This window comes from Streptomyces fodineus, from assembly GCF_001735805.1.
Classification (GTDB): domain Bacteria; phylum Actinomycetota; class Actinomycetes; order Streptomycetales; family Streptomycetaceae; genus Streptomyces; species Streptomyces fodineus.
The window spans coordinates 9,246,947-9,269,728 of sequence record NZ_CP017248.1; the positions used below are offsets into that span (position 1 = coordinate 9,246,947).

Sequence of the window (22,782 nt, forward strand, 5' to 3'; positions counted from 1 at the left end):
CACGCATGCGCCCGTCCCCGGTGGCGAGTGCCGGGCCGTCCCGGCACCGCCGAAGCGCCGGAACCGGACGCCTACACTGGGTGGGCGCAGGTGCGTCGGCTGTGACGAGGGCGGGGACGGGAGAGGGCTGTGACGGAGAGCGCCGCCGGCTTCGAGGACCCGCCCGCCGAGGTGCTCGAGCAGGCCGCCGCGGCGTTCGGTCTGCTCGCCTCCTCCGCCCGGCTGCACCTGATGTGGGCCCTCTCCCAGGGCGAGAGCGATGTCACGCACCTCGCCGACCGGGTGGGCGGAGCGCTCCCCGCGGTCAGCCAGCACCTGGCGAAACTGAAGCTCGCCGGCCTCGTCCGCGCCCGCCGCGAGGGCCGGCGGCAGGTGTACTGCATAGGCGACCCGGACGTCGTGACCCTGGTCCGGCTCATGGTGGGTCAGCTGACCGCACGCTCGCAGCTCGGCTCCGGCTCTGCCCGCGGCCTGCGCAGGTTCGGCGGCTGACGGCGTCGCTTCTATATGGCGCTCTTATATAAGCCGCGTAGACTCCGGCTCCCATACAACCCAGGGTCGTACAGCCGTTCCATGAGATGCCCCACCTGTGAAATATGTGTGTATCTGTGCTGTTCGGGCCGCAGGTTTGTTAGATTGCGCAACTATGCAAGCAAGGCGGAGCGGCACGCTCCGCCCGCCCGTACACCGCCGCGCGGGCCTGGCCGTACACCCCATGGCCCGGTCCGACGGGCCCGACCGTTCATGGGAGTGGGAGATGAGCGACCCGTGGGACGGCCCCGCCGGCCAGGCCACGCGCAGCCGTAGCGCGCGGGTGCCCGGACAGCGAGGGGCCGGGCCCGACGGGCCGGGTACGCCGGGCGGCCGGGCCGCGGCCCGCGCGGCCGCCCGCTCCCGTGGCGGCAAGCGGGGACGCCGGGGCCGCGCGGTGGGCCGCGGCCGGCGGATCCTGAAGGGCATCGGGATAGGTCTGTCGGTCATCATCGTGGTCACGGCCGGCGCGGGCTGGTGGTTCTACGAGCACCTGAACGGCAACATCAACAGCGTCTCGCTCGACGGCAAGGGCGGCACCGAGAAGGCCGACGCCTTCGGCCGGACCCCGATCAACATCCTGGTCATGGGCTCGGACGGCCGCACCAGCGCGGCCGACTGCAAGCTCGGCGGTGGCTGTTCGAAGACCGGGGTGCAGACCGGCAGCAACGCGGACGTGCAGATGGTGCTGCACATATCCGCCGACCGCTCCAACGCGACGGTGATGAGCATCCCGCGGGACACCATGACCCAGGTTCCGGCCTGCAAGGACACCGAGTCGGGCCGCGCCACGGGCGGTTACTACGGCCAGATCAACAGCGCGTTGCAGTACGGTCCCGCCTGTCAGGTGGCCACCGTCCACCAGCTCACCGGCATCCCGATCGACCACTTCGTCAAACTCGACTTCTCCGGCGTCGTGAAGATGTCCGACGCGATCGGCGGTGTCTCCGTCTGTGTCAGCGACAACGTGTACGACACCTACTCGCACCTGAAGCTGGCCAAGGGCGATCACACCCTCAAGGGCGAGGCCGCCCTGGAGTTCGTCCGCTCCCGGCACGGCTTCGGCGACGGCAGCGACCTGGGCCGTACGACGACCCAGCACCTCTTCCTCAGCTCGTTGATCCGCAAGTTCAAGAGCGCGGGCACGCTCACCGACCCCACGGCCGTCTACGGCCTGGCCGACGCCGCCACCAAGGCGCTGACCGTGGACGACGGCCTGGGCAGTGTGAAGAAGCTGATCTCGCTCGCGTCGGACGTGAACAAGGTGCCGACCAAGCGGCTGACGTTCACGACGATGCAGACGGCCGCCGACCCGAACAACAGGGAACGGCTCGTCGTGGGCCCGGGCGCCAAGACCCTGTTCGCCACCATCGCCAATGACCAGTCGCTGACCAACGGCTCCGGCCAGAAGTCCGCGGCGGCCTCGGCGACCGCGAAGGCGACGGCCCCGGCCGTGCCGGCCTCGCAGATCGCCGTTACGGTCGAGAACGGCACCGCGGTCACCGGCCGTGCCTCGGCCATCGCGACCGCGCTGACCGACCAGGGCTTCAGCTCGGCGACGACCACGGCCAACGCGCCGAGCCCCGCGGCCACCACCAGCCTCACCTACGGCAACGGCCAGAAGGACGAGGCGCAGACGGTCGCCAAGGCGCTCGGTCTGTCCTCCGCGCACCTGAAGCAGGGCACCGGCAGCGGCCTGACCCTGGTGATCGGCAGCGACTGGCCCAGCGGCACCGGCTTCCCGGGCGGCAGCTCCTCCCCGGCGCCGGCCGACACCAAGGCCGCCGTCGGAGGCGCGCACGCCTCCACCGCCGACCAGGCCAAGACCTGCGCCAAGGTCAGCCCCTACAAGACGGTCAACCTGAACGGCGTCTCCATGACACCGTCCCAGGCCTACGCGGCGGCGCGCGGCAAGCCCGACTCCGACTCCTGACCGGCGGCACGCGCGGTTGTGTGGTTGCGCAAGGCCGCAACCCGGAGGGGTCAGGGACTGGCGATGTCGAAGCCGTACCGCAGGGGCTCGCTGGTGACGGTGTAATCGCGGCGGTACAGATACACCGCCTCCGCGCGTACGCCACCCGGTGGCGCGGCCTCGACCTGGCAGGGGTACGTCACCTGCAGCACGCGCGGCCGGTCGGAGACCTTCATCCGCAGCCCGTCCGCCGGCCCTCCCTCGAGCACGGCGGTCTCCCAACCCGTCACTTCGGTAGTCTCCACGCGGGAAAGTTTAAGGGTTGCGCAAGTCTTGAGTGTGTGACCCGGGTCACCCCGCGCAGGTGCGGCTATGCGGGCCGCTGGGAGTCGGCCGCCTCGGGGCGCAGGTCGGCCAGGGTCAGGGGGTGGGCCGGTGGACCGGGCAGGGCGACGGTGGAGGTCACCCGGAGGTCGGGGCCGACGTGGAGCAGTTCGCCGGGTTCCAGGAGCCGCCAGTGGGGGCTCTCGTCCATGGGCTCGCTGGCCACGACCACGGACGGGACCTCGCCCAGATGCGCCGACCGCACCCGCAGATGACCGTACCGGCCGGTGTGGTCCAGATGCCGCGAGCCGTGGTGACCGCCTGCCGGGCGCCGCAGCACGTACAGCTCATGGGTGGCGGGATAGCGCAGGGCCCACAGCTCCCGGGCGGTGACGAGGATGATGTTGAGGGCGAAGAGAGGCAGGTTCCCGGCGACCCAGCGTGCCGCGGACACGAGGCCGGCGGACACATCCCCGCCGTGCGCCGCCGTCTCCCGCGTGACCAGGGCGAAGAAGCGCTCGGAGTCGGTGTCGCCGTGCACCAGTGCGCGGTCCTCGCCCAGGTGCTGGTCGAGCCCGTCCAGCCCCTCGATCACACCGTTGTGCGCGAACAGCCGCCCGTGCTGCTCGAACGGGTGCGTGTTGCGCACGTCCAGCCCTCCGGTCGAGGCGTACCGGATGTGCGCGAGGAAGGTGGCCGACTCGATCTCCCGGGCCTCCCTGGCGAAGGCGCGATCCTCATAGGCGGCGATCGGTGCCTTGTGCAGCTCCGGGGTGCCGCCCGCGTCGAAGTACCCGAGCCCGGTGCCGTCGGGTTCGCGGTGACTCTGCGCGCTGAGACTGTCGGGGGCGTCCAGCAGCCAGAACGTGGCATGCGTGCGGAGCGGGGAGCTGATCAGCCCGAACAGTCGGCACACGACATCCTCCTCGTCACCCGTCGCCCGTAGCGCCCCGGTACCGCGCGCCCGGACGACCATGGTCCCGCGCGGCGGACGTTCCCGCACCCGGCACGGGGCGGCATTCGGCGCGGTGTACGGCACTCGGTCCCGGCGGCGGATTCCTCAACGGGCCGGTCGTAGCGCCGAGTCGAGCGCCGTGTCGATCGTCGGGTGAGCGAAGGTGAAGCCCGCCTTGCGTAGGGCGGCCGGTACGACGCGCGCTCTGCACGTGATGCTCGCGGCGAACTCGCCGAGCGCCGCGCGCAGGGCGAAGGCGGGGACGGCGGCGAACGCCGGACGGCGCAGTGCCCGGCTCAGTGCCCGGGTGACCTCCCGGTTGGTGAGCGGCTCGGGGACCGTGAAGTTGACGGGGCCGGAGAGCTCCTCGGTGTCGAGGGCGAAGCGGAGGGCCGCGATGTGGTCGGTCAGCGAGATGAACGGCCAGTACTGGTCGCCGGAGCCGAGCCGGCCGCCGAGACCGTAGCGGAACAGCGGGAAGAGCCGCCCGAAGGCGCCACCCTGCGCGGAGACGACCAGGCCGGTGCGCGGGTGCACCACCCGCATGCCGGCCTGCCGGGCCGGATCGGCGGCCGCCTCCCAGTCGACGCAGACGGAGGCCAGGAAGTCGTCCCCCGCCGACTCGCTCTCGTCGACGGTCCGTTCGCCGGTGTCGCCGTAGTAGCCGGTCGCGGACGCGGACACCAGGACGCGCGGCGGGTTCGCGGAGTCGGCGCAGGCGCGCGCGATGGTGTCGGTGCCGCTGACTCGGCTGTGGTGGATCTCCCGCTTGTAGGCGGCGGTCCAGCGCTTGTCGCCGACTCCCGCGCCGGCCAGGTGGACGACGGCGTCGACACCGTCCAGCACGCCGGGCTCGACCTCTCCGGCCGCAGGATCCCAGCGGGCGGACGGGCTGCCGTCCCGAGGGGCGAGGGCGGACCGGTCACGGACCAGGCGGACGACCTGGTGGCCGTCCGCGAGGAGCGAGCGCGTGAGGGCGGAGCCGATGAGGCCGGTGGACCCGGTGATCGCGACGCGCATGGTGCCCTCCCGATTTCGCGCTGATTCAAACTTGAACCACGACGCACGATACCTCGATGCTTGTAAGTTCAAGTAAAGACCCCGGCCTGACTCAGGCCTGTTGTCCCGCCGCCGCTCCCGTCCGCCCGCGGCGGCCCGTCCGCAACGACCTGGACCGCCGTACGAGGTCCAGGGCGGCCGGCGGCCACTCGCGGTACGCGAAGTCGAACCCCGCCTCCAGCAGCCGGCCCGGGACCACCCGGCGGCTCTTGAGCAGCAACTCCGTGTCCGAGCGCAGCGCGAGCGCCCCCAGCTCCGCCATCCACCGGGTCGCCGGCAGCCCCACCGGGACGCCCCGCGCCGCGCGGAGTGCCCGCATGAAGTCCCGCTGGGGGATCGGTCCGGGGGAGGCGAGGTTCACCGGCCCCTCGATGTCCTCCCGCTCGACCAGGAACTCCACCGCGCGCACGAAGTCCTCGTCGTGGATCCAGGAGACGTACTGCGCCCCTCCGGCGACCGGCCCGCCCAGTCCCAGCCTGGCCAGACCCAGCAGGACGTCGAAGACCCCGCCCCGGTCCGGGCTCATCACCATCGCCGAGCGCAGTGCCACCTTCCGCGTCGCCGGCGCAGGCGCCTCGGCCTGGGCGCGCTCCCAGTTCCTCGCGATGTCGACGCTGAACGCCCAGTAGTCCGGAACTCCGGTCTCCGAGCCGCCGATGACCCCTGTCGCCTCGTCGTTCGCCGCGTCGAAGCGATGGGCGTAGATCGTGGCCGTACTCATCTGCAGCCACACCCGCGGTGGCCGCGCGGCGGCGGCGATCGCCTCGCCGACCACCCGCGCCGAGTCCACCCGGGACTCCATCATGTCCCGCAGGTTCTCGGCGGTGTAGCGGCAGGAGACGCTGCGTCCGGCCAGGTTGATCACGACATCGCTGCCGTCGATCACCTCGGCCCAGCGGCCGAGCGTGCCCCCGTCCCAGCCGACCTGCCGCTCTCGCGCCGGATGCCGGGTCAGCACGGTGACCTCGTGACCCGCCGCCGTCAGCGCACGATCGAGAATCGTTCCGACCTGTCCGGTTCCTCCGGGCAGAACCACCTTCATCGAGCCCCCTCGGTTCGGTGCACACAGCGTAGCCCTAGTTTTGAACATGTTCAAAAGGAGTCGCTGCCGGCCGTGCCTGCCCACCCCGACGGCAACTGCCGCGGAGCACCTCTGCGTTGACATGCGCTGCGGTAAGGTACGAGCTGTTTGGTTTAATTTTCAGCTTGAGGAGGGTCCATGGCTCAGCAGGAGCGAGCTGTACGGACCCGACGTGCTGTTCTGGAAGCCGCCGCGGCGGTCTTCGCCGAGCGCGGATACGCGGCGGCCACCATCGCCGAGATCCTCAACAGGGCCGGCGTGACCAAGGGTGCGCTGTACTTCCACTTCGACTCCAAGGCGGCCCTCGCCCAGGGCGTGTTGCAGGAGCAGATAGCCACCGAGTACTGCGTCCCCCGAGAACTGAAGCTGCAGGAGTGGGTGGACGCGGGCATGACCCTGGCCGAACGGCTGCCCCGGGAGCCGATGCTGCTCGCGGCCGTCCGGCTCTCGGCCGACCTGCAGGGCCGTGATGTCTTCGGCAGCGCCTGGCCGGCCTGGGCCGAGCTGACCGGATCCGTCCTGACGGCGGCCAAGGAACGCGGCGAGGTACTCCCGCACGTCGTGCCCGAGGAGACCGCCCAGGTCTTCCTCGGCGCGTGGATAGGCGTGCAGTTCGTCTCCCAGGCGGTCGCCGACTGGGCCGACCTCGACCACCGTATGTCGGCCCTCTTCAACCACGTGCTCCCCGCGATCGCCGCTCCGGCCGTCCTCGTCCGCCTCGACACCGCACCGGACCGGGGCGCGAGGGTGATCGCGGAGGTACGGCAGCGATCGACGGTGCCCCTGGCCGACGCCAACAGCTGAGCGGACAACGCCGTTTGGCGTCTACCAGCCCGCTGCCGACCGCACTTATCAAACCGCTGGGTTGGTTTCCTCCGGGGAGGCGACCGACGCATGAAGGGACCGAAGACCGACCAACATCGGCCGAGCCGGCCGCACGGATCACCCTCGCGGTAGGTTGAGCGGATGACGTCGACGCCGATGATCCTTTTGCTCTCCGGGAGCCTGCGGAAGGGCTCCACCAATGAGGCCGTGCTCCGCACCGCGCACGCCGTGGCGCCGTCCGTGGGCGTGGACACGGTCATGTACGAGGACCTGGCTCGGCTTCCGCATTTCAACCCCGACGACGACACCGACCCGCTGCCGGCTCCGGCCGCCGGGCTCAGGGCGGTGCTGGACCGTGCCGACGCGATCCTGATCTGCACGCCCGAGTACGCGGGCACGCTGCCGGGCTCGTTCAAGAACCTGCTGGACTGGACCGTCGGCGGCACGGAGATCTGCGACAAGCCGACGGCGTGGATCAACGCGGCCGCCCCGGGGCGGGGCCACGGCGCCGAGGCCACGCTGCGAACGGTACTGGGATACACGGGCGCCAAGATCGTGGAGCCGGCCTGCGTGCGGATCCCGGTGGGACGGGACGCGCTCGGCGAGGACGGGCTCATCGCCGATCAGAAGGCGCGCAACCAACTCGGTGAGGTACTGGGGCTGTTGGCGAGCGAGGGTGAGCGGTAGGGCAAGCGGAGGCTTCCGGGCCCCTCCCGAGGTCCCGACGCCGACCGTGGCACGGCTCGCCGAGCCGGCGGACGGCAGCGCGGCGCTGGAGTTCGCGATCGGGACGGGCAGGGTCGCCGTCCCGCCGGCCGAGCGAGGAGTGACATGACTTCCACCGACGGGCAAGGTGACGCACTGGCCGAGGAGTTCGGCCCCCTGCACGGCGACCGAGGCCTGGTCCCGGCACCCCAACGGCACGGATCCGGCTCAGGACGGCAGCAGGCGCAGGGCGTACAGCGCGGCGCCCAGGTCGGCGAGGGCCATCGGGTCGGTGAGCGAACGCCCCGTCAGTTCCTCGACGCGGCGCAGCCGGTAACGCACGGTGTTGGGGTGGACGAAGAGCCGTTCCGCGGCCCCGGCGGCCAGCCCGCCCGAGGCGAACCAGTGCCCGAGGGTCTGCAGCAGCCGCGCGCGCTCCGCCTCCGGCAGCGCGAGGAGCGGGCCCAGGGCGACCTCGACGAGCCGGCTCGCCTCCGCCGGGGCCGCCGCGACCAGCATCGCCAGCGGGCTGTCGTCGAAGCGGGTGACCCCCGGCCCCGCACCGCGCAGCCCGGCCAGGGCCAGCCGGGCGAAACGCAGCGCCTGCGGGGTCTCCCGCAGTGAGTCGAACCGGGGACTGACACCGACCCGGCCGTGCCGGCGGCGCAGCGCCCGCAGACTCACCGACTCCGCGTCCCGGTGCGCCAGCGAGACCAGCCCGACCTGCTGGTCCGGCAGCAGCCGCCACACCGACGACACCCCGGAGCGGCGCAGTGACGCCTCGATGCCGGGCAGCGGCTCCTGCCCGGGGTCCGGCACCGACGCGGCCACGACCGCGTACGGCCCGCGCTCGGGCAGCCCCAGTTGCCGGGCCGCCTCCCACGGCGTCGTACGATCCGCGAGGGCGCCCGTGAACAGCGCCTCCGCCAGGGCCGAGCGGCGCGCCTCGCGCTGCAGCGCCAGCTCCGCACTGGCCTCGCGGTAGGCGGCGGCCACGGCCTCCGCGTACCGGCCGAACAGGGCCCAGATCTCCGAGGAACCGGCCACCAGCTCGGCGTCCGTCACCTCCGGATGCCTGCGCGCCTCCTCGACCATCTCCGACCACAGCAGCTCGAAACCGACCCGGTACGCGTGCAACGTGTCCGCGAGCGGCACGCCCTGCTCGGCGCGCAGCCGTCCGGTCTGCTGAGCGGCTCCGACGTCGGGTTCGGCGCCGTAGGCGAAACGCCCGAGGAGCAGATCGGCGTTGTCCTCGCAGGACTCCTTCAGCGACGCGAAGGGGATGAGCGAGTCGTCCGCGTACGACTCGACCTCCGCCCGGATGCGCTCGGTCATCCGCCCGCCCAGCTCCGGAAGGCGCGTACGCAACGCCGCGCCCACATTCGACAGACTCATACCCGCAGCGTACGGCCCGTGTTTTGTCCCTGGGAACAACTCCGGTGCGGGTGAACTGTGGGTGCCGCCATGGACGGCCGAGATCCGGGAGGCGACCATGCCGTGAGCGTTGGCGGCGGGACCCCGTGAGCGCGGCGAGAGCATGCTGCGAGGAGGCAACATGGCCAATCTGGCGGAATTCCTGGTGGATACGGCGCGACGGCTGCCGGCGCGACCGGCGCTGCGGCTCGGGACCGCGACCACCACCTACGCCGAACTGGACCGGCTGAGCGCCCAGGCCGCCGCACTGCTGCGCACCGAGGGCCTGCGCACCGGCGACCGGGTCGCGCTGATGCTCCCGAACGTGCCCGAGTTCGTCGTCCTGTACTACGCCGTCCTGCGCGCCGGCGGCATCGTGGTGCCGATGAACCCGCTGCTGAAGGAGCGCGAGACCGAGTACCACCTGCGGGACTCCGGCGCCGTACTGCTCTTCGAGTGGCACCAGGCGCCCGGCGAGGGCGCCGCGGGCGCGGCCGCCGCCGGTGTGCGGCACCTGACGGTCGAGCCGGCCGCCCTCGCCGCCGAACTGGCCCGTCTGGAGCCGGAGTACGAGGTGACGGCCGCCGCCGGGGACGACATCGCCGTGCTGCTCTACACCTCGGGCACCACCGGCCGCCCCAAGGGAGCCGCGCTCACCCACGCCGGGCTCCGCCACAACACGGAGGTCAACGTCACCGAGGTGCAGCGGCTGACCTCCGACGACGTGATCGTGGGCTGCCTGCCGCTGTTCCACATCTTCGGGCAGACCTGCACCATGAACGTCGCCGTCCGCGGCGGGGCCGCCCTCACCCTCGTCCCCCGCTTCGCACCGCAGACGGTGCTCGACGCGATCGCCCGCGACCGGGCGACCGTCTTCGAGGGCGTCCCCACCATGTACGCGGCGCTGCTGCAGCACCCGGGCGCCGCCGCGGCCGACGTGTCCAGCCTGCGCATGTGCGTCTCGGGCGGCGCCTCCCTGCCGGTGGAGATCCTGCACGGGTTCGAGCGGCGCTTCGGCTGCATGGTGCTGGAGGGCTTCGGCATGTCCGAGACCAGCCCGGTCGTCGCCTTCAACCACCCCGACCGCCCGCGCAAGCCCGGATCCATCGGCACCCCCATCCGCGATGTCGAGGTCCGGCTGCTCGACGACGACGGCAAGGACGTCGCACCCGGCGAGGTCGGCGAACTCGCCGTGCGCGGGCCCAACTTGATGAAGGAGTACTGGCACCGCCCCGAGGAAACGGCCGCCACCATCCCCGACGGCTGGCTGCGCACCGGGGACCTGGCCCGCCAGGACGAGGACGGCTATCTGTACATCGTCGACCGGAAGAAGGACCTGATCATCCGCGGCGGCTACAACGTCTACCCGCGCGAGATCGAGGAGGTGCTGCACGAGCATCCCGCCGTCGCCCTCGCCGCGGTCCTCGGGGTGCCCGACGAGCGGCTCGGCGAGGAGGTGGCGGCCGCGGTCGTGCTGCGCCCGGGAGCCCAGGCGGACACCGAGGAGTTGCAGCAGTTCGTCCGGGACCGGGTGGCCGCCTACAAGTACCCGCGCCGGCTCTGGGTGACGGACGCGCTGCCGCTGGGCCCGAGCGGCAAGATCCTCAAGCGGCAGATCAGCGCGCCCTTGTCCTGAGTCCGGACCTGGCACGCCTCGCGGGCCGTCCGCCCCGCGAGGCGTGCAAACAGGCCGTTCACAATATTGAGTTGACGTCAACTTGTGTGTGAGTCGATGCTTGCCCCATGCCATCGACCGCCGACCACACCGACCCCTTCACCCCTCCGCACCCGGAACAGGCCCGCGCGCAACGGGTGTACCCCTCGCTGTTCCGTATCGCGGAGCGGCATGCCGCGACGGACGAGCAACGGCGTCGCCAGACGAACCCCTCGGCCCTCGCCCCGCACGAGGCCGTCCGGCTTGTGACGTTCCTGCTCAGCGGGGCCGCGCTGCCCGACGACGGCGAGCCGGAGGTGGACGACGCCGACATCACGGCCGCGCTGAGCCTCGTTCCGCTGGTGCGGACCGAGCTGGACGAACTGGAGGCATCGCTCCTCCAGATGGCCCGCGGCCGGGGCATGACCTGGCCCGACATCGCCTTCGGACTCGGCCTCGGCACCCCCCAGGCCGCCAGGCAGCGCTACGAACGACTGGCCAGCCGCACCGCCGCCGACGACGACGAGGACGCCGCGGCCGGGTGACGTCCCCCTAACCGCCGTCCGTACCGAGGTGGCAGCACGACCCTCGCCGGAAATGACCGGCCACATCGAGCCACGTCATGTCCCGGGGAGGCTCGTGCACCGCCGACCCGCCGGCCCGGTGAGCGGACGTCAGGTCGCCCTGGGAGTACGGGACTCCCTCGCGGACCACCACCGGGATGTCGACGAGGGTGCCGAAGTCGGCGAACGGGTCGCCGGCGACGATCGTCAGGTCGGCGATCTTGCCCTCCTCCACCGTGCCGAGGTCGGCGTCGAGGCCGAACAGGCGGGCCGGCTCGGCGGTCGCGCTGTGCAGGGCCTCGGCGGGTGAGAAACCGTGGGCGTGCAGGGCGCGCAGGGCCAGATGCAGGGACAGCCCGACCGGGACCAGAGGCGCGTCGGTGCCCAGCGCGATACGGGCACCCTGTGCCGCCAGCCGCCGGTAGTCGGCCATCTCGGTGGCCAGGGCGTGCTGTTGCTCGTCCGTGGGCGCCTTCTGGGCGTTCGCACGGACGGCGGCGACGTCCCAGGGCGGCATCAGGCTCGTCACGCGCGGATCCCCGGCCAGCCGGGGATCCGCGGCGAGCAGGATCTGCGCACTGAACGGCGTGATGATCAGGGCGAAGGAGCCGTCGGCGTACTGCTGCACCAGATCCTCGCCGATACGGCCGAGCGGGGTGGTGGCATGCCCGAACTCCAGCCGCTGGGTGGCCTGCAGATGGGTGGTCAGGTTCTGCCCCGCCGACCGGCCCGGCGAGCACAGATGGCTGCCGCTGGGCACCCCCAGCGCATGGGCGGCCTCGGCCGCCTCGGCCATGACCTCGCCCGCGGCGCGTACATAGGTCTTCACGAAGTCCACCTCCAGGGCGCCGGCGCGCCGGAGCGTACGCCGGACCCCGTCCCGGGTGCGGTGGGCCCGGCCCATGCTGTACGCGGTGCGCGAACCGTCGATGAGTTCCGCACAGGCGAGCTGCCGCGGACCGAGCAGGTCACCGGACCCGGCCGCCTCGCGCAGCCGGACCGCGTCGTACAGCGGACTGCCGAGGCAGAACGTGGTCGTGATGCCGTACGCGAGCGTGGTGAGGCTCTGACGGGCACCGTAGGTGGCCGGATACGGGTGGGTGTGGCTGTCGAAGAGACCGGGCAGGACGGTCCGGTCGGAGGCGTCCAGGGTGCGGTGTCCGGGGCGGCGGGCACGGTGCGGCTCGACGGCGGTGATCCGGCTGCCGGTGACGAGGATGTCCACGTCGTGCCGGGGCGGCGCGCCGGTGGCGTCCCACAGCTGGCCGGCGTGAATGCGCAGCGGCTCGGGGGAGTCGCCCGCACCGCGCCCGGCCGACAGGCGGAGCGGGAGCGTGTGAGTCCGTGCGGCGGTCAGGAAGAGCCGGCGCAGCCGGCCGTCGGAGAGGTACAGGAGCGTCCCGGAGTCCGCGGACCAGCTGGGGTGGTCGGCCGGCTCGTCGGTGAGCCGGCGGGCGGGACCGGCCGGCGTGCCGTCGGCCGCGACCGGCAGCAGCCACAGCGCCGACTCGGCCACCAGCGCCATCCAGCGGCCGTCGGGGGACCACACGGGCCCGGAGGCGACCCGGTCGGACAGCGACTGGTGCTCGGCGGGCAGGTGACGGCGTTCGCCCCCGGTGCGGGTGTCGATGACGCGGATGAGGTTGTAGCCCTCGCGGAACCGCTGGTTGAGCCGGTTGCGGTCGCAGAAGGCCACGTACCGGCCGTCGGGCGACCAGGTCGGCGCGCCGGGCGGGCCGTCGGTGGCCAGCGGCCGGGCCAGCTGCTGTTCGGCGCCCGTGGCCAGGGTGCGCAGCAGCAGGTTCCCCGTCACGTCCTGGCAGGCCAGACGGGTACCGTCCGGCGACAGCGCCGGATTCAGCCGGCCGCTTGCGGTCAACGGCTCGTCGGCGCCGCTGTCCAGGTGATGACGGCGTACGGCCACCAGCCCGTCCTGATCCGTGCAGTACAGCAGGCTGCGCCCGTCCGGCGCCCACGCCGGCATCTGCAGCAGGTGGACGTCGGCCGCCTGGAGCAGCTTGCGCGCAGTGCCCCCGACCGGCATCAGCCACAGCGCGTTGAGCGCCACGAAGGCCACGGTGCGACCGTCGGGGGACAGGGCCGGCCGGTGCAGACCGCGCACCGGGACCGGTGCCTTCGGTGCGAGCGGGCGCCGGCGGGGCGGCCGGGACGGACCGGGCACCGGCATCCGCGCGGTGAAGGGCACCTCCCGCACGGAGGATCCGCCGAGGGAGCGGACACGGATCCGGCCGTCGCCGACGTACAGCAGTTCGTCCTCGCTCAGCCAGCTCGGCGGGGCTGCCGCCAGATCCTCGTCCGCCGTGACGAGCTCCCCGTCGACCATCAGCCGCGCCGCGGCGGCCGGAGAGCCGGGGGTGCCCGCGCCGGTCAGCTGGATGTGGGCGATCCGCCCGGAGGGCGAGACCGACGGGCACAGCAGACGGCCTGCGCTCACCGTGCGCAGCACGTCGGCCGGGCCGCCCGCGACGGGCACCCGGACCAGCGACAGGCCGCCGTCGTTGCCGCCGCCCGGCGTGTGGGCGGCGCGCACGCACACCAGCGACCGCCCGTCCGCCGACCAGGCCGGATCGAAGTCCTCGAAGTCCCCGCCGGTGAGCTGTCGCAGCCGGCCGTCGGCCAGGTCCAGCACCCACAGCCCGTAGGAGGTCCCGGCCGTGGCGTCGCCACCGCGTTCGGAGGAGAAGGCCAGCCGGGTGCCGTCGGGCGACCACGCGACCCCGCGGTCGTCCCAGGGGCCGTCCGTCACCTGCCGCAGCCCGCTGCCGTCCGGCCGCAGGGTCCACAGATGGAAGCCGCCCCCGCGGTAGGCGCACACGGCCAGTGTCTCCCCGTCCGGGGAGAGGGCCGGGCGCGTCGCCTCCAGCTCCCAGCCCGTCATCTGTACGGCCGTTCCGCCCTCCCGGGGCACCCGCCACAGCGCCCCCTGCACCTCGGCGATCAGCGCGCCGCCGGACCGGCCGGTGACCGAACCACCGGTCATCCGGGTGTAGGTGAGGTACCGCTCGCCACTTGCGGCCCGCGCTCCGGGTCCGTCCGGCGCTCCCTCTGCCGCCGTGGCCCGCGAGGAAACGGCGGCGGTTACCAGCCCTGCCGCCGCCGTCCCCAGAAATCCGCGCCGATCGACGATGCCGAAATCCATCCCCTGTCCCTTCCTGCCGTTTCCGTCCAGCGAAGTGGCAGCGGTACGCCCCGCACCAGTACGCGATTTCGGCCACACCCGCCCCGCCCCACGCCCAGGGCAACGCCCGGACCGCACGGCGGTCACGCGGGGTCACCCCGCTGACCTGCTCACCACCCCGTCAACAGCAGGTGGTTGAGGAGCAGAGCCAGTGCCGCCTGGGCGGTGAGCCAGGGGCGGGGGTGGGGGAGGAGGGCGCAGGACGGCAGGAGCCAGAGGGCGAAGGGGAGCCAGATGCGTTCCGTCTCCGCCTTGCTCATGCCGGACAGGTCGGCGACCAGCAGGGCGAGCAGCGCGGCGGTGACGAGGAACGCCAGCCGGGTGTGCGCGGGGTCTGGGCGGCCGGTCCCGGGGAGCAGTGCCGTGGTCGTCCGCCGCAGGCCCGCCGCCGTGGCCGGGCCGGTGATCAGGGCGGTGCAGGCGAGGTTGGCCCAGACCCAGTAGCCGTAGGGGCGAGTGCCGCCCACGCCCTGGTAGTAGCGCGTGACGAGGAGGTGGTAGGCGTGCCACCAGTCGAAGCCCGCGAGGGTGAACAGCACCGGGAACACGGCCAGTCCGGCGAGGAGGGACAGGAGGAGGGCGGGGCGTTCGCGGAGTCCGGAGCGGGTCAGTACGGCGACCGCCACGGCGATCAGTGCGAACAGCGTGAGGCCGTAGGAGAGGTAGCAGGTCAGGCCGAACAGGAGGCCTGAGGCCGCCGCGCAGCCGTGGGACCGGCGGGTCAGGGCCAGGGCGAGCAGCGCGAGGGACCAGGCGGCGACGGCCGCGAAGTAGCCGTCGGCGGAGGTGCCCTGCCACACCGCGGCCGGCGCCAGCACCAGGAACGGCGCGGCCCTGCGGGCGAGGGTCTCGTCGGTCAGGGTCCGGATCGCGGTCAGCACGGCCACGCACCCCGTCGCCCCCACGGTGATGCACCACATCCCGGCCCAGCCGCCACCCCGCAGCCCGATCCGGTCCAGCAGCACGAAGGTGAGCGTGGCGGCCGGCGGATGGCCGGCGATATGGGCGGGCCAGGGGGCGGGGGTGCCGCTGAGGATGTGGTGCGTGAAGTCGCGCAGGGTGGCCGGGATGTCGTGGAAGCGGCCGATGACGCTCAAGTACTCGTTGGGGGTGGTGAGCCGTACCGCGACACCCTGGTGCCAGCCGTCGATCAGGGCGAGGGACAGGATCCAGCCCAGCGCGCTCGCCCAGGCCGCCGCGAGCAGTGCCCGCCAGGGCAGGCGAGCCGCGACGGAGGGGCCGTACGCCACGGTGGCCGCCGCCACCGCCAGGGCCGCGGGGGTGCCGGGACCGACATGCGGGTCCCAGTCGGCGAACAGCGGCGGCCAGTGCACGAACAAGGTGTGGCGGGTGTCCTGGATGTGCCGGCCGACGACGACGGCCACTGTCACGAGCAGGGCGGCGGCACCGGCGGCGTACAGGTCGCGGCGGAGAGATCGGGTCACACCGGAACGCTAGGCCGGGGGAGCGGCGACCGGCCGCCGTACGGGCCGGACGTCAGCGTTTCGTCACCGGTCGCGGACCCTTTGCCAGGGGTGTCCCGGCCTACGGTCGGAACATGCGCGACCATCCCCGGCTTCCCACTTCCCCAGGTTTCTGGCGCAGCCCCCTGCGCGGTCCCTGGTTCACCTCGGTGCTCGGCCTCGTCCTGCTCGTCGGCATCACCGTGCTGTTCGTGACCGGCCTGGTGTCGTACGCCGCCTACAACCCGGGCCTGTCCCCGGTGAACGACATGACCCCGGACAAGGGCGCCCTGGGCTTCTACCTCTTCGCCTGGCCCACGAACCCGGTGTGGCTGTACCGGTTCACCCAGGGCCTTCATGTGACCCTCGGCATCACCCTGATCCCCGTCCTGCTGGCCAAGCTGTGGTCGGTGGTGCCGCGGCTGTTCACCCTGCCGCCGGCCCGCTCCCTCGCCCATGCGCTGGAGCGGATCTCGCTGGTGCTGCTGGTCGGAGGAGGGCTCTTCGAATTCACCACCGGCGTGCTCAACGTCCAGCTGGACTATGTCTTTCCCGGCTCCTTCTACCCACTGCACTTCTACGGAGCCTGGGTGTTCTTCGCCGCCTTCGTCGCACACGCCGTGCTGAAGACACCGACGGCGCTGCGGGCCGTACGGCGGCGGCACGAGCAGAGCGACCTGGTCTCCCCGCGCCCCGCGGCGCCCACCGTCTCCCGGCGCGGCGCACTGGGGCTGGTCGGCGGTGGTTCCCTGCTGCTGTTGCTGACCACGGTCGGGCAGAGCCTGGGCGGACCCTTCCGCCGTACGGCCCTGCTCGCGCCGCACGGCACGGCCGATCCCGGCGGCGGACCGAACGGCTTCCAGATCAACAAGACCGCCGCCTACGCCGGCATCACCGCGGCGGACACCCACGAGGACGCCTGGCGGCTCGTCGTCACCGGCCGCACCGGCACCGTCCGGCTCAGCCGCACCCAGCTGCTTCAACTGCCGCAGCACAGCGCGTCGTTGCCCATCGCCTGCGTGGAGGGCTGGTCGACCGCCGACCAGTGGTGGCGCGGGGTACGGCTGCGCGACCTCGCCGCGCTCGTCGGCTACGACGGCGATCCGCCCGACGTGCTCGTGGAGTCCCTGCAACGACACGGAGCCTTCCGCCGCGCGGCCCTGCGCGCCAACCAGGTGGCTGACGGACGCTCCCTGCTCGCCCTGTACGTCAACGGCGAGGAACTGTCCCCCGACCACGGCCACCCGGCGCGGATCATCGTCCCCGCCGCCCCCGGTGTGCTCAACACCAAGTGGGTGGCCCGGCTGAGCTTCGGAGACCTGTGATGCCGCGCCGCGTCCGCCTCGGCAGTCCCTTCCAACTGCTCGTACTCTCCTGCTCGTTCGCGCTCGCCGCGTACGCCGGTGTCCGGCTGCTCGCCGGTGACTGGTTCGGGGTGGCGCTGTGGATCGTGGGCGCCGCCCTGCTGCACGACCTCGTCCTGCTGCCGCTGTACACGCTGGCGGACCGGGCGGTCACCGGCGGTCCGGGGGCGGCCGGACGGCGCGGCCGGACGCTGTACGTGCGCGTCCCGGCGTTGCTGTCCGGGCTGCTCCTGCTCGTCTGGTTCCCGCTGATCAGCGGCATGACGGCCGGGCGCTACCGGTCCGCCACCGGACTCTCCCCGGACGGCTTCCTCACTCGCTGGCTGCTGATCACCGCCGTTCTCTTCGGCGGCTCGGCGCTGCTGCTGGCGTGGCAGGTGCGCAGGGCGGCGAAGCACCGGCCGCCCGCCGACCACTGAGTGACGGACCGCCACCCGGCCCTGCGCGCGTACCGCAGCAGGGCCGGGGTGCCGAGGCGTGCCCAGGGAAACGGGGCACCGGTGGCCCGGGCGGCGCCGACCGTGTCGACCACCTGGACCCGGGCGCGTTCGTCGACGTGGCCCGGCACCGTCTCGGCTATCAGCAGGCCGCCCGGACGCAGCAGCGCGGCCACCCGCTCCAGCAGGACGGCCGGTTCCCCGCCGATGCCGATGTTGCCGTCCATCAGCAGCACGGTGTCCCAGCGGCCCTCACCGGGCAGCGGCTCGAAGACCGAACGCCGCAGCGCCTGCCCGCCGAGCCCGATCGTATGGTCGACGGCGGCCTCACTGACGTCGATGCCGAGCACGGTGCGGCCCCGGGCGGCGAGCTCCGCCACCAGCCGGCCCGGTCCGCAGCCGACGTCCAGGACGGCGCCCTCGCAGCGGTCCAGCACCGCCCGGTCCACGGCATCCGCGCGGGCGCACCAGCGCTCCACCTCCAGCGGCAGCAGCCAGCCGTCGGTACGGCGCAGGAACAGCGGGCCGCGACCGGTGCGCAGCGCGGCGGAGTAGGGATCGGCCGCCGCCCAGGCGACGGAGCTGCCCCTCATCGCGGGATGACCGGCGAACAGCGGGCCAGCTGGGCGGCGAACCGGCCGCGTGGGGCCAGCGCGGCGACGGCGTGCGCGTCGGCGGCGGTGTCGACGTCCCGCAGCCGGGGCAGATCGCGCACCCGCAGCCCGGCGGCCAGCAGCCGCTCCCGCTGGACGGCCCCGGTCTCGGGCGTCGACATGGGCACGCCCCGCAGCAGCGCGGGGTCGGGCTCGGCCAGGCCCAGGGCCCAGAAGCCGCCGTCCTCGGCCGGACCGAAACAGGCGTCGCAGCCCGAGAAGTCCACGGTGAGCAGCTCGGGCGTCACCTGCGGGGTGTCCATGCCGATGAGCAGGGCCGGTCCCGAGCAGTGCGCGAAGGCGTCCGCCAGGCGCTCGTCCAGGCCGCCCGCGCACTGCGGCAGCACCTCGAAGCCGGTCGGCAGCCAGTCTCCAGGCGCCCCGTCGAGGACGAGGACCCGCCGGGTCGCGGGGGCCGCCGCCACGGCGTGCAGGGTGTCCGTCAGCGCCGCCTGTGCGAGACGGGCCGCCTGCTGCGGGGTGAACGGCGGGGAGAGCCGGGTCTTGACCCGTCCCGGCAGCGGTTCCTTGGCGATGACGAGCAGCGTGGTCACCGTACGAGCCCCCCGTCGGCCGGGGTCTCGGCGAGCACGCGGCTCATGTCCCGCACCGCCTGCCAGGTGCCCCGCCAGGTGCCCGTCACCTTGGAGGCGCCGGTACGCGGCCGGTAGGGCACGTCGTGCTCGGCGATGCGCCAGCCGGCGTCCGACGCGCGGACGACCATCTGCAGCGGATAGCCGCTGCGCCGGTCGGTGAGGCCGAGGGCGAGCAGCGGCTCCCGGCGGGCGGCGCGCAGCGGGCCCAGGTCGTGCAGGCGCAGCCCGGTACGACGGCGCAGCATCCGGGCCAGCGCGAGATTGCCCGCGCGGGCGTGCGCGGGCCAGGCGCCCCGGCCCTCGGGGCGCCGCCGGCCGAGGACCAGGTCGGCCGCGCCGTCCCGGACCTCCCGCACGAAGGGCACGAGCAGCGCGGGATCGAGGGAGGCGTCGCAGTCGCAGAAGCACACGATGTCGGCCGTGGCCGTGGTCAGTCCGGCGTGGCAGGCGGCGCCGAAGCCGCGCCGCGGCTCGTGCACCACCGTCGCGCCGAGCGCGCGGGCGATGCCGGGTGAGCCGTCGGTGGAACCGTTGTCGACGACGAGGGCGCGCCAGCCGGCCGGGATCCGGCCGAGCACCCAGGGCAGGGCCTCGGCCTCGTCCAGGCAGGGGAGCACCACGTCGACGTCCGCTGAAATGGTCGTCACGGTTTCACCCTACGAACGCCAATCGGGCATATGGGACTCATGGTCCTTACGAAACGCGGACGCCCGCCCCGCGGCCGGACGACGGCTGCCGAGTGGTGCGAGGCTGGTGGCATGCAATCGCTGTACGAGCCCCACGGAACCGAAGCCGCAGGCGGCACGGCCCGGATCCTGGTCGTGGACGACGATCCGACCGTCGCCGAGGTCGTCACCGGATATCTGCACCGCGCCGGCTATGTCGTCGACCGCGCCGAAGACGGCCCGACCGCCCTGATCCGCGCCGCCGCGCACCGGCCCGATCTCGTGGTGCTCGACCTGATGCTGCCCGGTATGGACGGCCTGGAGGTGTGCCGGCGCATGCGGCACAGCAGGCCCGTGCCGGTCATCATGCTCACCGCCCGCGGCGACGAGGACGACCGCATCCTGGGCCTGGAAGTGGGCGCCGACGACTACGTCACCAAGCCCTTCAGCCCCCGCGAACTCGTCCTGCGCGTGGAGTCGGTGCTGCGCCGCAGCCGCCCCGCCACCACGGGGCACCGGCTGGCCGCGGCCGGGCTCCGCGTCGACCCGGACGCCCGCAAGGCCACCAAGAACGGCAGCGAACTCGCCCTCACCCTCCGCGAGTTCGACCTGCTCGCCTTCTTCCTGCGGCACCCGGGCCGCGCCTACAGCCGCGAGGACCTGATGCGCGAGGTCTGGGGCTGGGACTTCGGCGACCTCTCGACCGTCACCGTCCACGTCCGCAGGCTGCGCGGCAAGGTCGAGGACGACCCGGCCCGGCCCCGGCTGATCCAGACGGTGTGGGGCGTGGGCTACCGCTTCGAGCCCGGCGGGGCGGTGCTCTGACCATGCGCGCCACCCTCCTCATCGCCCTCTACGCCTTCGCCGGCGCCGCTGCCGCGGGAGCCGCGGGAGCGGGCGTGCTGCGCCTGATCCGGCGCCGCTCGCTCACCTCCTCCATCGCCGTGGTCGCTTCGGTCGGCGTCGTCGCCATGCTCGCCGGGACGCTCGCCGTCGCCTGGGCGATGTTCCTGTCCTCGCACGACCTGAGCGTGGTCACCACCGTCGTCGCGATGGCGGCCGTGGTCTCCCTGGCCACCGCGCTGCTCCTGGGCCGCTGGGTGGCCGCCCGCAGCCGCGAACTCACCGACGCCGCCCGCTCGTTCGGCGACGCCGGGGCCTTCGCCGCCCCGCACGGCCCGGCGACCGCCGAACTGGACGCCCTCAGCCGGGAGCTGGCCGCGACCAGCGCGCGGCTCGCCGAATCCCGCGAGCGGGAGCGGACGCTGGAGAAGTCGCGGCGCGAGCTGGTGGCCTGGATCTCGCACGACCTGCGCACCCCGCTGGCCGGACTGCGGGCCATGTCGGAGGCCCTGGAGGACGGCGTGGCCGCCGACCCCGGCCGCTACCTCAAGCAGATCCGCACCGAGGTCGAACGGCTCAACGAGATGGTTGGCGACCTCTTCGAACTCTCCCGCATCCACGCGGGCACCCTCCCGCTGAGCCCCACCCGGATCTCCCTGTACGACCTGGTCGGCGACGCGCTCGCGGGAGCCGACCCGCTCGCGCGGGAGCACGGAGTGCGGCTGGTGGGGGACCGGGTGGAGCCGGTGCCGGTGGAGGTGGACGGCAAGGAGATGACGCGAGTGCTCGGCAACCTCCTCGTCAACGCCATCCGCCGGACCCCGCCCGACGGCACGGTCGCGATCGCCGCCGAACGCACCGACGACGGAGTGGTCCTGTCCGTCACCGACGGCTGCGGCGGCATCCCCGAGGAGGACCTGCCGCGCGTCTTCGACACCGGCTGGCGCGGCAGCGACGCCCGGACCCCGCCGGCCGGGGCGGGGCTGGGGCTGGCGATCGTACGGGGCATCGTCGAGGCCCATCAGGGCCGGGCGACCGTCCGCAACATCCCGGGCGGCTGCCGCTTCGAGGTGACCCTGCCGACGGCTCGGGTGTGAACGGTCACTTTTCCGGGCGGCAGTCGATGGCGCCCGGGGCCACGTTCCGGCAGGTGACTCCGCTCCCAGGGCCGATGATGCGCGACAGGACCGGTGCGATGTCCCTCTCGCAGGACAGGCCCGGGCCGTCCTCGGGGTCCTCGCTGGCGTGCCGGCAGACCTTGTCGATGACGGTGGCGCTGTCGACCTTCGGGCCGGGCGGCGGCGCGTCCGCGGAGGCCGATGGGACAAGGAGGCCCAAGCCGAGCACCGGTGCGGTGAGCAGGGCTGCGACCTGGGCGCGGGTCGGCCTGAGGGTCCGTCGCGACATGGCTGTCCTTTCGACTGGTTGATGTGCATTGCGTGCGAAGCAACGCCATGATCGACGGCGGCGCCGTCCTGCGGGTGTGGACACGCTCAGTGCGTTCGCGTGAACTCCCGCATTCCCTCCGTGAAGCCGACTTCGGGCTTCCAGCCGAGTTCCGCGCGCAGCCGGGAGGAGTCCGCCGTGATGTGGCGGACGTCGCCCAGCCGGTACTCGCCGGTGACGACCGGTTCAGGGCCGCCGTGGGCGGCGGACAGGGCGCGGGCCAGGTCGCCGACCGTGTGCGGCTCGCCGCTGCCGGTGTTGTACGCCGTGAGGGTTCCGGGGCGCGGCGCGGCTTCCAGCGCGATGACGTTGGCCGCGGCCACGTCCCGTACGTGGACGAAGTCCCGCCGCTGGCGGCCATCCTCGAACACCCGCGGGGCCTCACCGCGTTCGAGGGCCGAGCGGAAGAAGGAGGCGACTCCGGCGTACGGGGTGTCGCGGGGCATCCGGGGGCCGTACACGTTGTGGTAGCGCAAGGACACCGCCGACCCGCCGGTGCTGCGGGCCCAGGCGGCGGCCAGGTGTTCCTGGGCCAGCTTGGTCGCCGCGTACACGTTGCGGGGATCGGCCGGGGCGTCCTCGCCGACCAGCCCCGGGCTCAGCTCCGCCCCGCAGCGCGGGCAGGAGGGCTCGAACCGGCCCGCGTCGAGGTCGGCCACCGTACGTGGGCCGGGCCGTACGACCCCGTGCCGCGGGCAGGTGTAACGGCCCTCGCCGTACACGACCATCGACCCCGCGAGCACAAGGCGCCGTACCCCCGCCTCCGCCATGGCCGCGACCAGTACGGCCGTACCCAGGTCGTTGCGCGAGACGTACTCCGCCGCGTCGGCGACACCGTTGCCGAGTCCGACCATCGCCGCCTGGTGGCAGACGGCGTCCACAGTGGCCAGGGCCCGGGCGAGCGCCGCCGGGTTGCGCACGTCGGCGCCGGGATCCGCCCGGACGTCGTACACGAGCGGCTCGTGCCCGCGCGCCCGCAGCGCCTCGACGACATGGGACCCGATGAACCCGGCACCGCCGGTGACCAGTACACGCATACGGCCACGCTAGACGCGCTCGGCCGCCTGACCGGGCGACGCGGCCACCACGTCATG

At 73.2% G+C, this 22,782-nt stretch carries 21 protein-coding genes and 1 pseudogene; 10 read left to right on the plus strand and 12 right to left on the minus strand.

Going from position 1 to position 22,782, the window contains the following annotated elements:
- The first annotated feature begins 129 nt into the window (after nucleotides 1–129).
- Both BFF78_RS40180 and BFF78_RS40185 read left to right on the plus strand, forming a co-directional pair.
- The gene (locus BFF78_RS40180) at nucleotides 130–492 is read left to right on the plus strand and encodes an ArsR/SmtB family transcription factor (protein WP_069782966.1); all 363 of its coding nucleotides are present in this window, start codon (nucleotides 130–132) and stop codon (nucleotides 490–492) included.
- 265 nt (nucleotides 493–757) lie between these two features.
- Nucleotides 758–2,464 carry an LCP family protein gene (locus BFF78_RS40185; protein WP_227026054.1) on the plus strand — a complete coding sequence of 569 codons (1,707 nt, stop codon included), beginning with the start codon at nucleotides 758–760 and terminating at the stop codon, nucleotides 2,462–2,464.
- Nucleotides 2,465–2,514: 50 nt separating this feature from the next.
- Here BFF78_RS40185 and BFF78_RS40190 read toward each other — a convergent pair whose 3' ends face one another.
- The 4 genes from BFF78_RS40190 to BFF78_RS40205 form a co-directional block, all read right to left on the minus strand.
- Nucleotides 2,515–2,748, minus strand: a complete 234-nt coding sequence (locus tag BFF78_RS40190; RefSeq protein ID WP_227026055.1) for a hypothetical protein — start codon at nucleotides 2,746–2,748, stop codon at nucleotides 2,515–2,517.
- A gap of 65 nt (nucleotides 2,749–2,813) precedes the next feature.
- Nucleotides 2,814–3,683, minus strand: a complete 870-nt coding sequence (locus tag BFF78_RS40195) for a class II glutamine amidotransferase (RefSeq protein WP_069784114.1) — start codon at nucleotides 3,681–3,683, stop codon at nucleotides 2,814–2,816.
- A gap of 144 nt (nucleotides 3,684–3,827) precedes the next feature.
- A complete protein-coding gene (locus BFF78_RS40200) occupies nucleotides 3,828–4,742 on the minus strand; it encodes a TIGR01777 family oxidoreductase (protein ID WP_069782968.1) in 915 nt (304 codons plus the stop codon).
- Nucleotides 4,743–4,833: 91 nt separating this feature from the next.
- Entirely contained in the window at nucleotides 4,834–5,823 is a 990-nt protein-coding gene (locus tag BFF78_RS40205; RefSeq protein ID WP_069782969.1) for a TIGR01777 family oxidoreductase, read from the minus strand.
- 177 nt (nucleotides 5,824–6,000) lie between these two features.
- Between BFF78_RS40205 and BFF78_RS40210 the strand changes: the two genes are divergently transcribed.
- The 3 genes and pseudogenes from BFF78_RS40210 to BFF78_RS48800 all read left to right on the plus strand — a co-directional run.
- Entirely contained in the window at nucleotides 6,001–6,666 is a 666-nt protein-coding gene (locus tag BFF78_RS40210; RefSeq protein WP_069782970.1) for a ScbR family autoregulator-binding transcription factor, read from the plus strand.
- 162 nt (nucleotides 6,667–6,828) lie between these two features.
- A complete protein-coding gene (locus BFF78_RS40215) occupies nucleotides 6,829–7,374 on the plus strand; it encodes an NADPH-dependent FMN reductase (RefSeq protein ID WP_069782971.1) in 546 nt (181 codons plus the stop codon).
- Nucleotides 7,364–7,516 (plus strand): annotated as a pseudogene (locus BFF78_RS48800) (SAM-dependent methyltransferase); the annotation flags it as partial. The gene BFF78_RS40215 and the pseudogene BFF78_RS48800, both read left to right, overlap by 11 nt.
- Nucleotides 7,517–7,620: 104 nt before the next feature.
- Here the strand turns inward: BFF78_RS48800 and BFF78_RS40220 are convergent.
- On the minus strand, nucleotides 7,621–8,787 hold the full coding sequence (locus BFF78_RS40220) for a PucR family transcriptional regulator (RefSeq protein WP_227026056.1): 1,167 nt from the start codon (nucleotides 8,785–8,787) through the stop codon (nucleotides 7,621–7,623).
- A 160-nt stretch (nucleotides 8,788–8,947) separates the two neighbouring features.
- On the opposite strand from BFF78_RS40220, the gene BFF78_RS40225 reads away from it, so the two are divergent.
- Both BFF78_RS40225 and BFF78_RS40230 read left to right on the plus strand, forming a co-directional pair.
- Nucleotides 8,948–10,441, plus strand: a complete 1,494-nt coding sequence (locus BFF78_RS40225) for a long-chain-fatty-acid--CoA ligase (protein ID WP_069782973.1) — start codon at nucleotides 8,948–8,950, stop codon at nucleotides 10,439–10,441.
- Between the two features lie 107 nt (nucleotides 10,442–10,548).
- A complete protein-coding gene (locus BFF78_RS40230) occupies nucleotides 10,549–11,004 on the plus strand; it encodes a DNA-binding protein (protein ID WP_069782974.1) in 456 nt (151 codons plus the stop codon).
- Nucleotides 11,005–11,011: 7 nt separating this feature from the next.
- Here the strand turns inward: BFF78_RS40230 and BFF78_RS40235 are convergent, their stop codons facing one another.
- Together BFF78_RS40235 and BFF78_RS40240 are read right to left on the minus strand one after the other, a co-directional pair.
- Nucleotides 11,012–14,182 (minus strand): amidohydrolase family protein, encoded by a 3,171-nt coding sequence (locus BFF78_RS40235; protein WP_069782975.1) that lies wholly within the window; start codon nucleotides 14,180–14,182, stop codon nucleotides 11,012–11,014.
- A 149-nt stretch (nucleotides 14,183–14,331) separates the two neighbouring features.
- The gene (locus tag BFF78_RS40240; protein ID WP_069782976.1) at nucleotides 14,332–15,666 is read right to left on the minus strand and encodes a hypothetical protein; all 1,335 of its coding nucleotides are present in this window, start codon (nucleotides 15,664–15,666) and stop codon (nucleotides 14,332–14,334) included.
- A 113-nt stretch (nucleotides 15,667–15,779) separates the two neighbouring features.
- Here BFF78_RS40240 and BFF78_RS40245 point away from each other — a divergent pair, with 113 nt between their 5' ends.
- Entirely contained in the window at nucleotides 15,780–17,009 is a 1,230-nt protein-coding gene (locus BFF78_RS40245) for a molybdopterin-dependent oxidoreductase (protein ID WP_079161674.1), read from the plus strand.
- A 313-nt stretch (nucleotides 17,010–17,322) separates the two neighbouring features.
- On the opposite strand, the gene BFF78_RS40250 is transcribed toward BFF78_RS40245, so the two are convergent.
- Genes BFF78_RS40250 through BFF78_RS40260 form a run of 3 tightly spaced genes read right to left on the minus strand, consistent with a single transcriptional unit; the run spans nucleotide 17,323 to nucleotide 19,381 of the window.
- Entirely contained in the window at nucleotides 17,323–18,078 is a 756-nt protein-coding gene (locus BFF78_RS40250) for a class I SAM-dependent methyltransferase (RefSeq protein WP_069782978.1), read from the minus strand.
- Complete coding sequence (locus tag BFF78_RS40255; RefSeq protein WP_069782979.1) at nucleotides 18,075–18,692, minus strand: TIGR04282 family arsenosugar biosynthesis glycosyltransferase; 618 nt, start codon at nucleotides 18,690–18,692, stop codon at nucleotides 18,075–18,077. The genes BFF78_RS40250 and BFF78_RS40255 overlap by 4 nt, the downstream gene beginning before the upstream one ends.
- Nucleotides 18,689–19,381 carry a glycosyltransferase family 2 protein gene (locus BFF78_RS40260; protein WP_069782980.1) on the minus strand — a complete coding sequence of 231 codons (693 nt, stop codon included), beginning with the start codon at nucleotides 19,379–19,381 and terminating at the stop codon, nucleotides 18,689–18,691. The genes BFF78_RS40255 and BFF78_RS40260 overlap by 4 nt, the downstream gene beginning before the upstream one ends.
- Nucleotides 19,382–19,492: 111 nt before the next feature.
- Between BFF78_RS40260 and BFF78_RS40265 the strand changes: the two genes are divergently transcribed.
- Nucleotides 19,493–20,224, plus strand: a complete 732-nt coding sequence (locus tag BFF78_RS40265) for a response regulator transcription factor (RefSeq protein ID WP_069782981.1) — start codon at nucleotides 19,493–19,495, stop codon at nucleotides 20,222–20,224.
- A gap of 2 nt (nucleotides 20,225–20,226) precedes the next feature.
- Nucleotides 20,227–21,339: a sensor histidine kinase gene (locus BFF78_RS40270; RefSeq protein ID WP_069782982.1), complete on the plus strand. Its 1,113-nt coding sequence runs from the start codon at nucleotides 20,227–20,229 to the stop codon at nucleotides 21,337–21,339.
- Between the two features lie 4 nt (nucleotides 21,340–21,343).
- Here the strand turns inward: BFF78_RS40270 and BFF78_RS40275 are convergent, their stop codons facing one another.
- Together BFF78_RS40275 and BFF78_RS40280 are read right to left on the minus strand one after the other, a co-directional pair.
- A complete protein-coding gene (locus BFF78_RS40275) occupies nucleotides 21,344–21,649 on the minus strand; it encodes a hypothetical protein (protein ID WP_069782983.1) in 306 nt (101 codons plus the stop codon).
- A gap of 86 nt (nucleotides 21,650–21,735) precedes the next feature.
- Complete coding sequence (locus tag BFF78_RS40280) at nucleotides 21,736–22,725, minus strand: NAD-dependent epimerase/dehydratase family protein (RefSeq protein ID WP_069782984.1); 990 nt, start codon at nucleotides 22,723–22,725, stop codon at nucleotides 21,736–21,738.
- Between the last annotated feature and the right edge of the window lie 57 nt (nucleotides 22,726–22,782).

Bases quoted from the DNA above. Each gene is read 5' to 3' on its own strand.
- BFF78_RS40225 (WP_069782973.1), top strand. From the start codon at position 8,948: ATGGCCAATCTGGCGGAATTCCTGGTGGATACGGCGCGACGGCTGCCG.
- BFF78_RS40220 (WP_227026056.1), bottom strand. From the start codon at position 8,787: ATGAGTCTGTCGAATGTGGGCGCGGCGTTGCGTACGCGCCTTCCGGAG.
- BFF78_RS40235 (WP_069782975.1), bottom strand. From the start codon at position 14,182: ATGGATTTCGGCATCGTCGATCGGCGCGGATTTCTGGGGACGGCGGCG.
- BFF78_RS40185 (WP_227026054.1), top strand. From the start codon at position 758: ATGAGCGACCCGTGGGACGGCCCCGCCGGCCAGGCCACGCGCAGCCGT.
- BFF78_RS40210 (WP_069782970.1), top strand. From the start codon at position 6,001: ATGGCTCAGCAGGAGCGAGCTGTACGGACCCGACGTGCTGTTCTGGAA.
- BFF78_RS40245 (WP_079161674.1), top strand. From the start codon at position 15,780: ATGCGCGACCATCCCCGGCTTCCCACTTCCCCAGGTTTCTGGCGCAGC.
- BFF78_RS40250 (WP_069782978.1), bottom strand. From the start codon at position 18,078: ATGAGGGGCAGCTCCGTCGCCTGGGCGGCGGCCGATCCCTACTCCGCC.
- BFF78_RS40205 (WP_069782969.1), bottom strand. From the start codon at position 5,823: ATGAAGGTGGTTCTGCCCGGAGGAACCGGACAGGTCGGAACGATTCTC.
- BFF78_RS40265 (WP_069782981.1), top strand. From the start codon at position 19,493: ATGCAATCGCTGTACGAGCCCCACGGAACCGAAGCCGCAGGCGGCACG.
- BFF78_RS40230 (WP_069782974.1), top strand. From the start codon at position 10,549: ATGCCATCGACCGCCGACCACACCGACCCCTTCACCCCTCCGCACCCG.
- BFF78_RS40275 (WP_069782983.1), bottom strand. From the start codon at position 21,649: ATGTCGCGACGGACCCTCAGGCCGACCCGCGCCCAGGTCGCAGCCCTG.
- BFF78_RS40215 (WP_069782971.1), top strand. From the start codon at position 6,829: ATGACGTCGACGCCGATGATCCTTTTGCTCTCCGGGAGCCTGCGGAAG.
- BFF78_RS40270 (WP_069782982.1), top strand. From the start codon at position 20,227: ATGCGCGCCACCCTCCTCATCGCCCTCTACGCCTTCGCCGGCGCCGCT.
- BFF78_RS40280 (WP_069782984.1), bottom strand. From the start codon at position 22,725: ATGCGTGTACTGGTCACCGGCGGTGCCGGGTTCATCGGGTCCCATGTC.
- BFF78_RS40200 (WP_069782968.1), bottom strand. From the start codon at position 4,742: ATGCGCGTCGCGATCACCGGGTCCACCGGCCTCATCGGCTCCGCCCTC.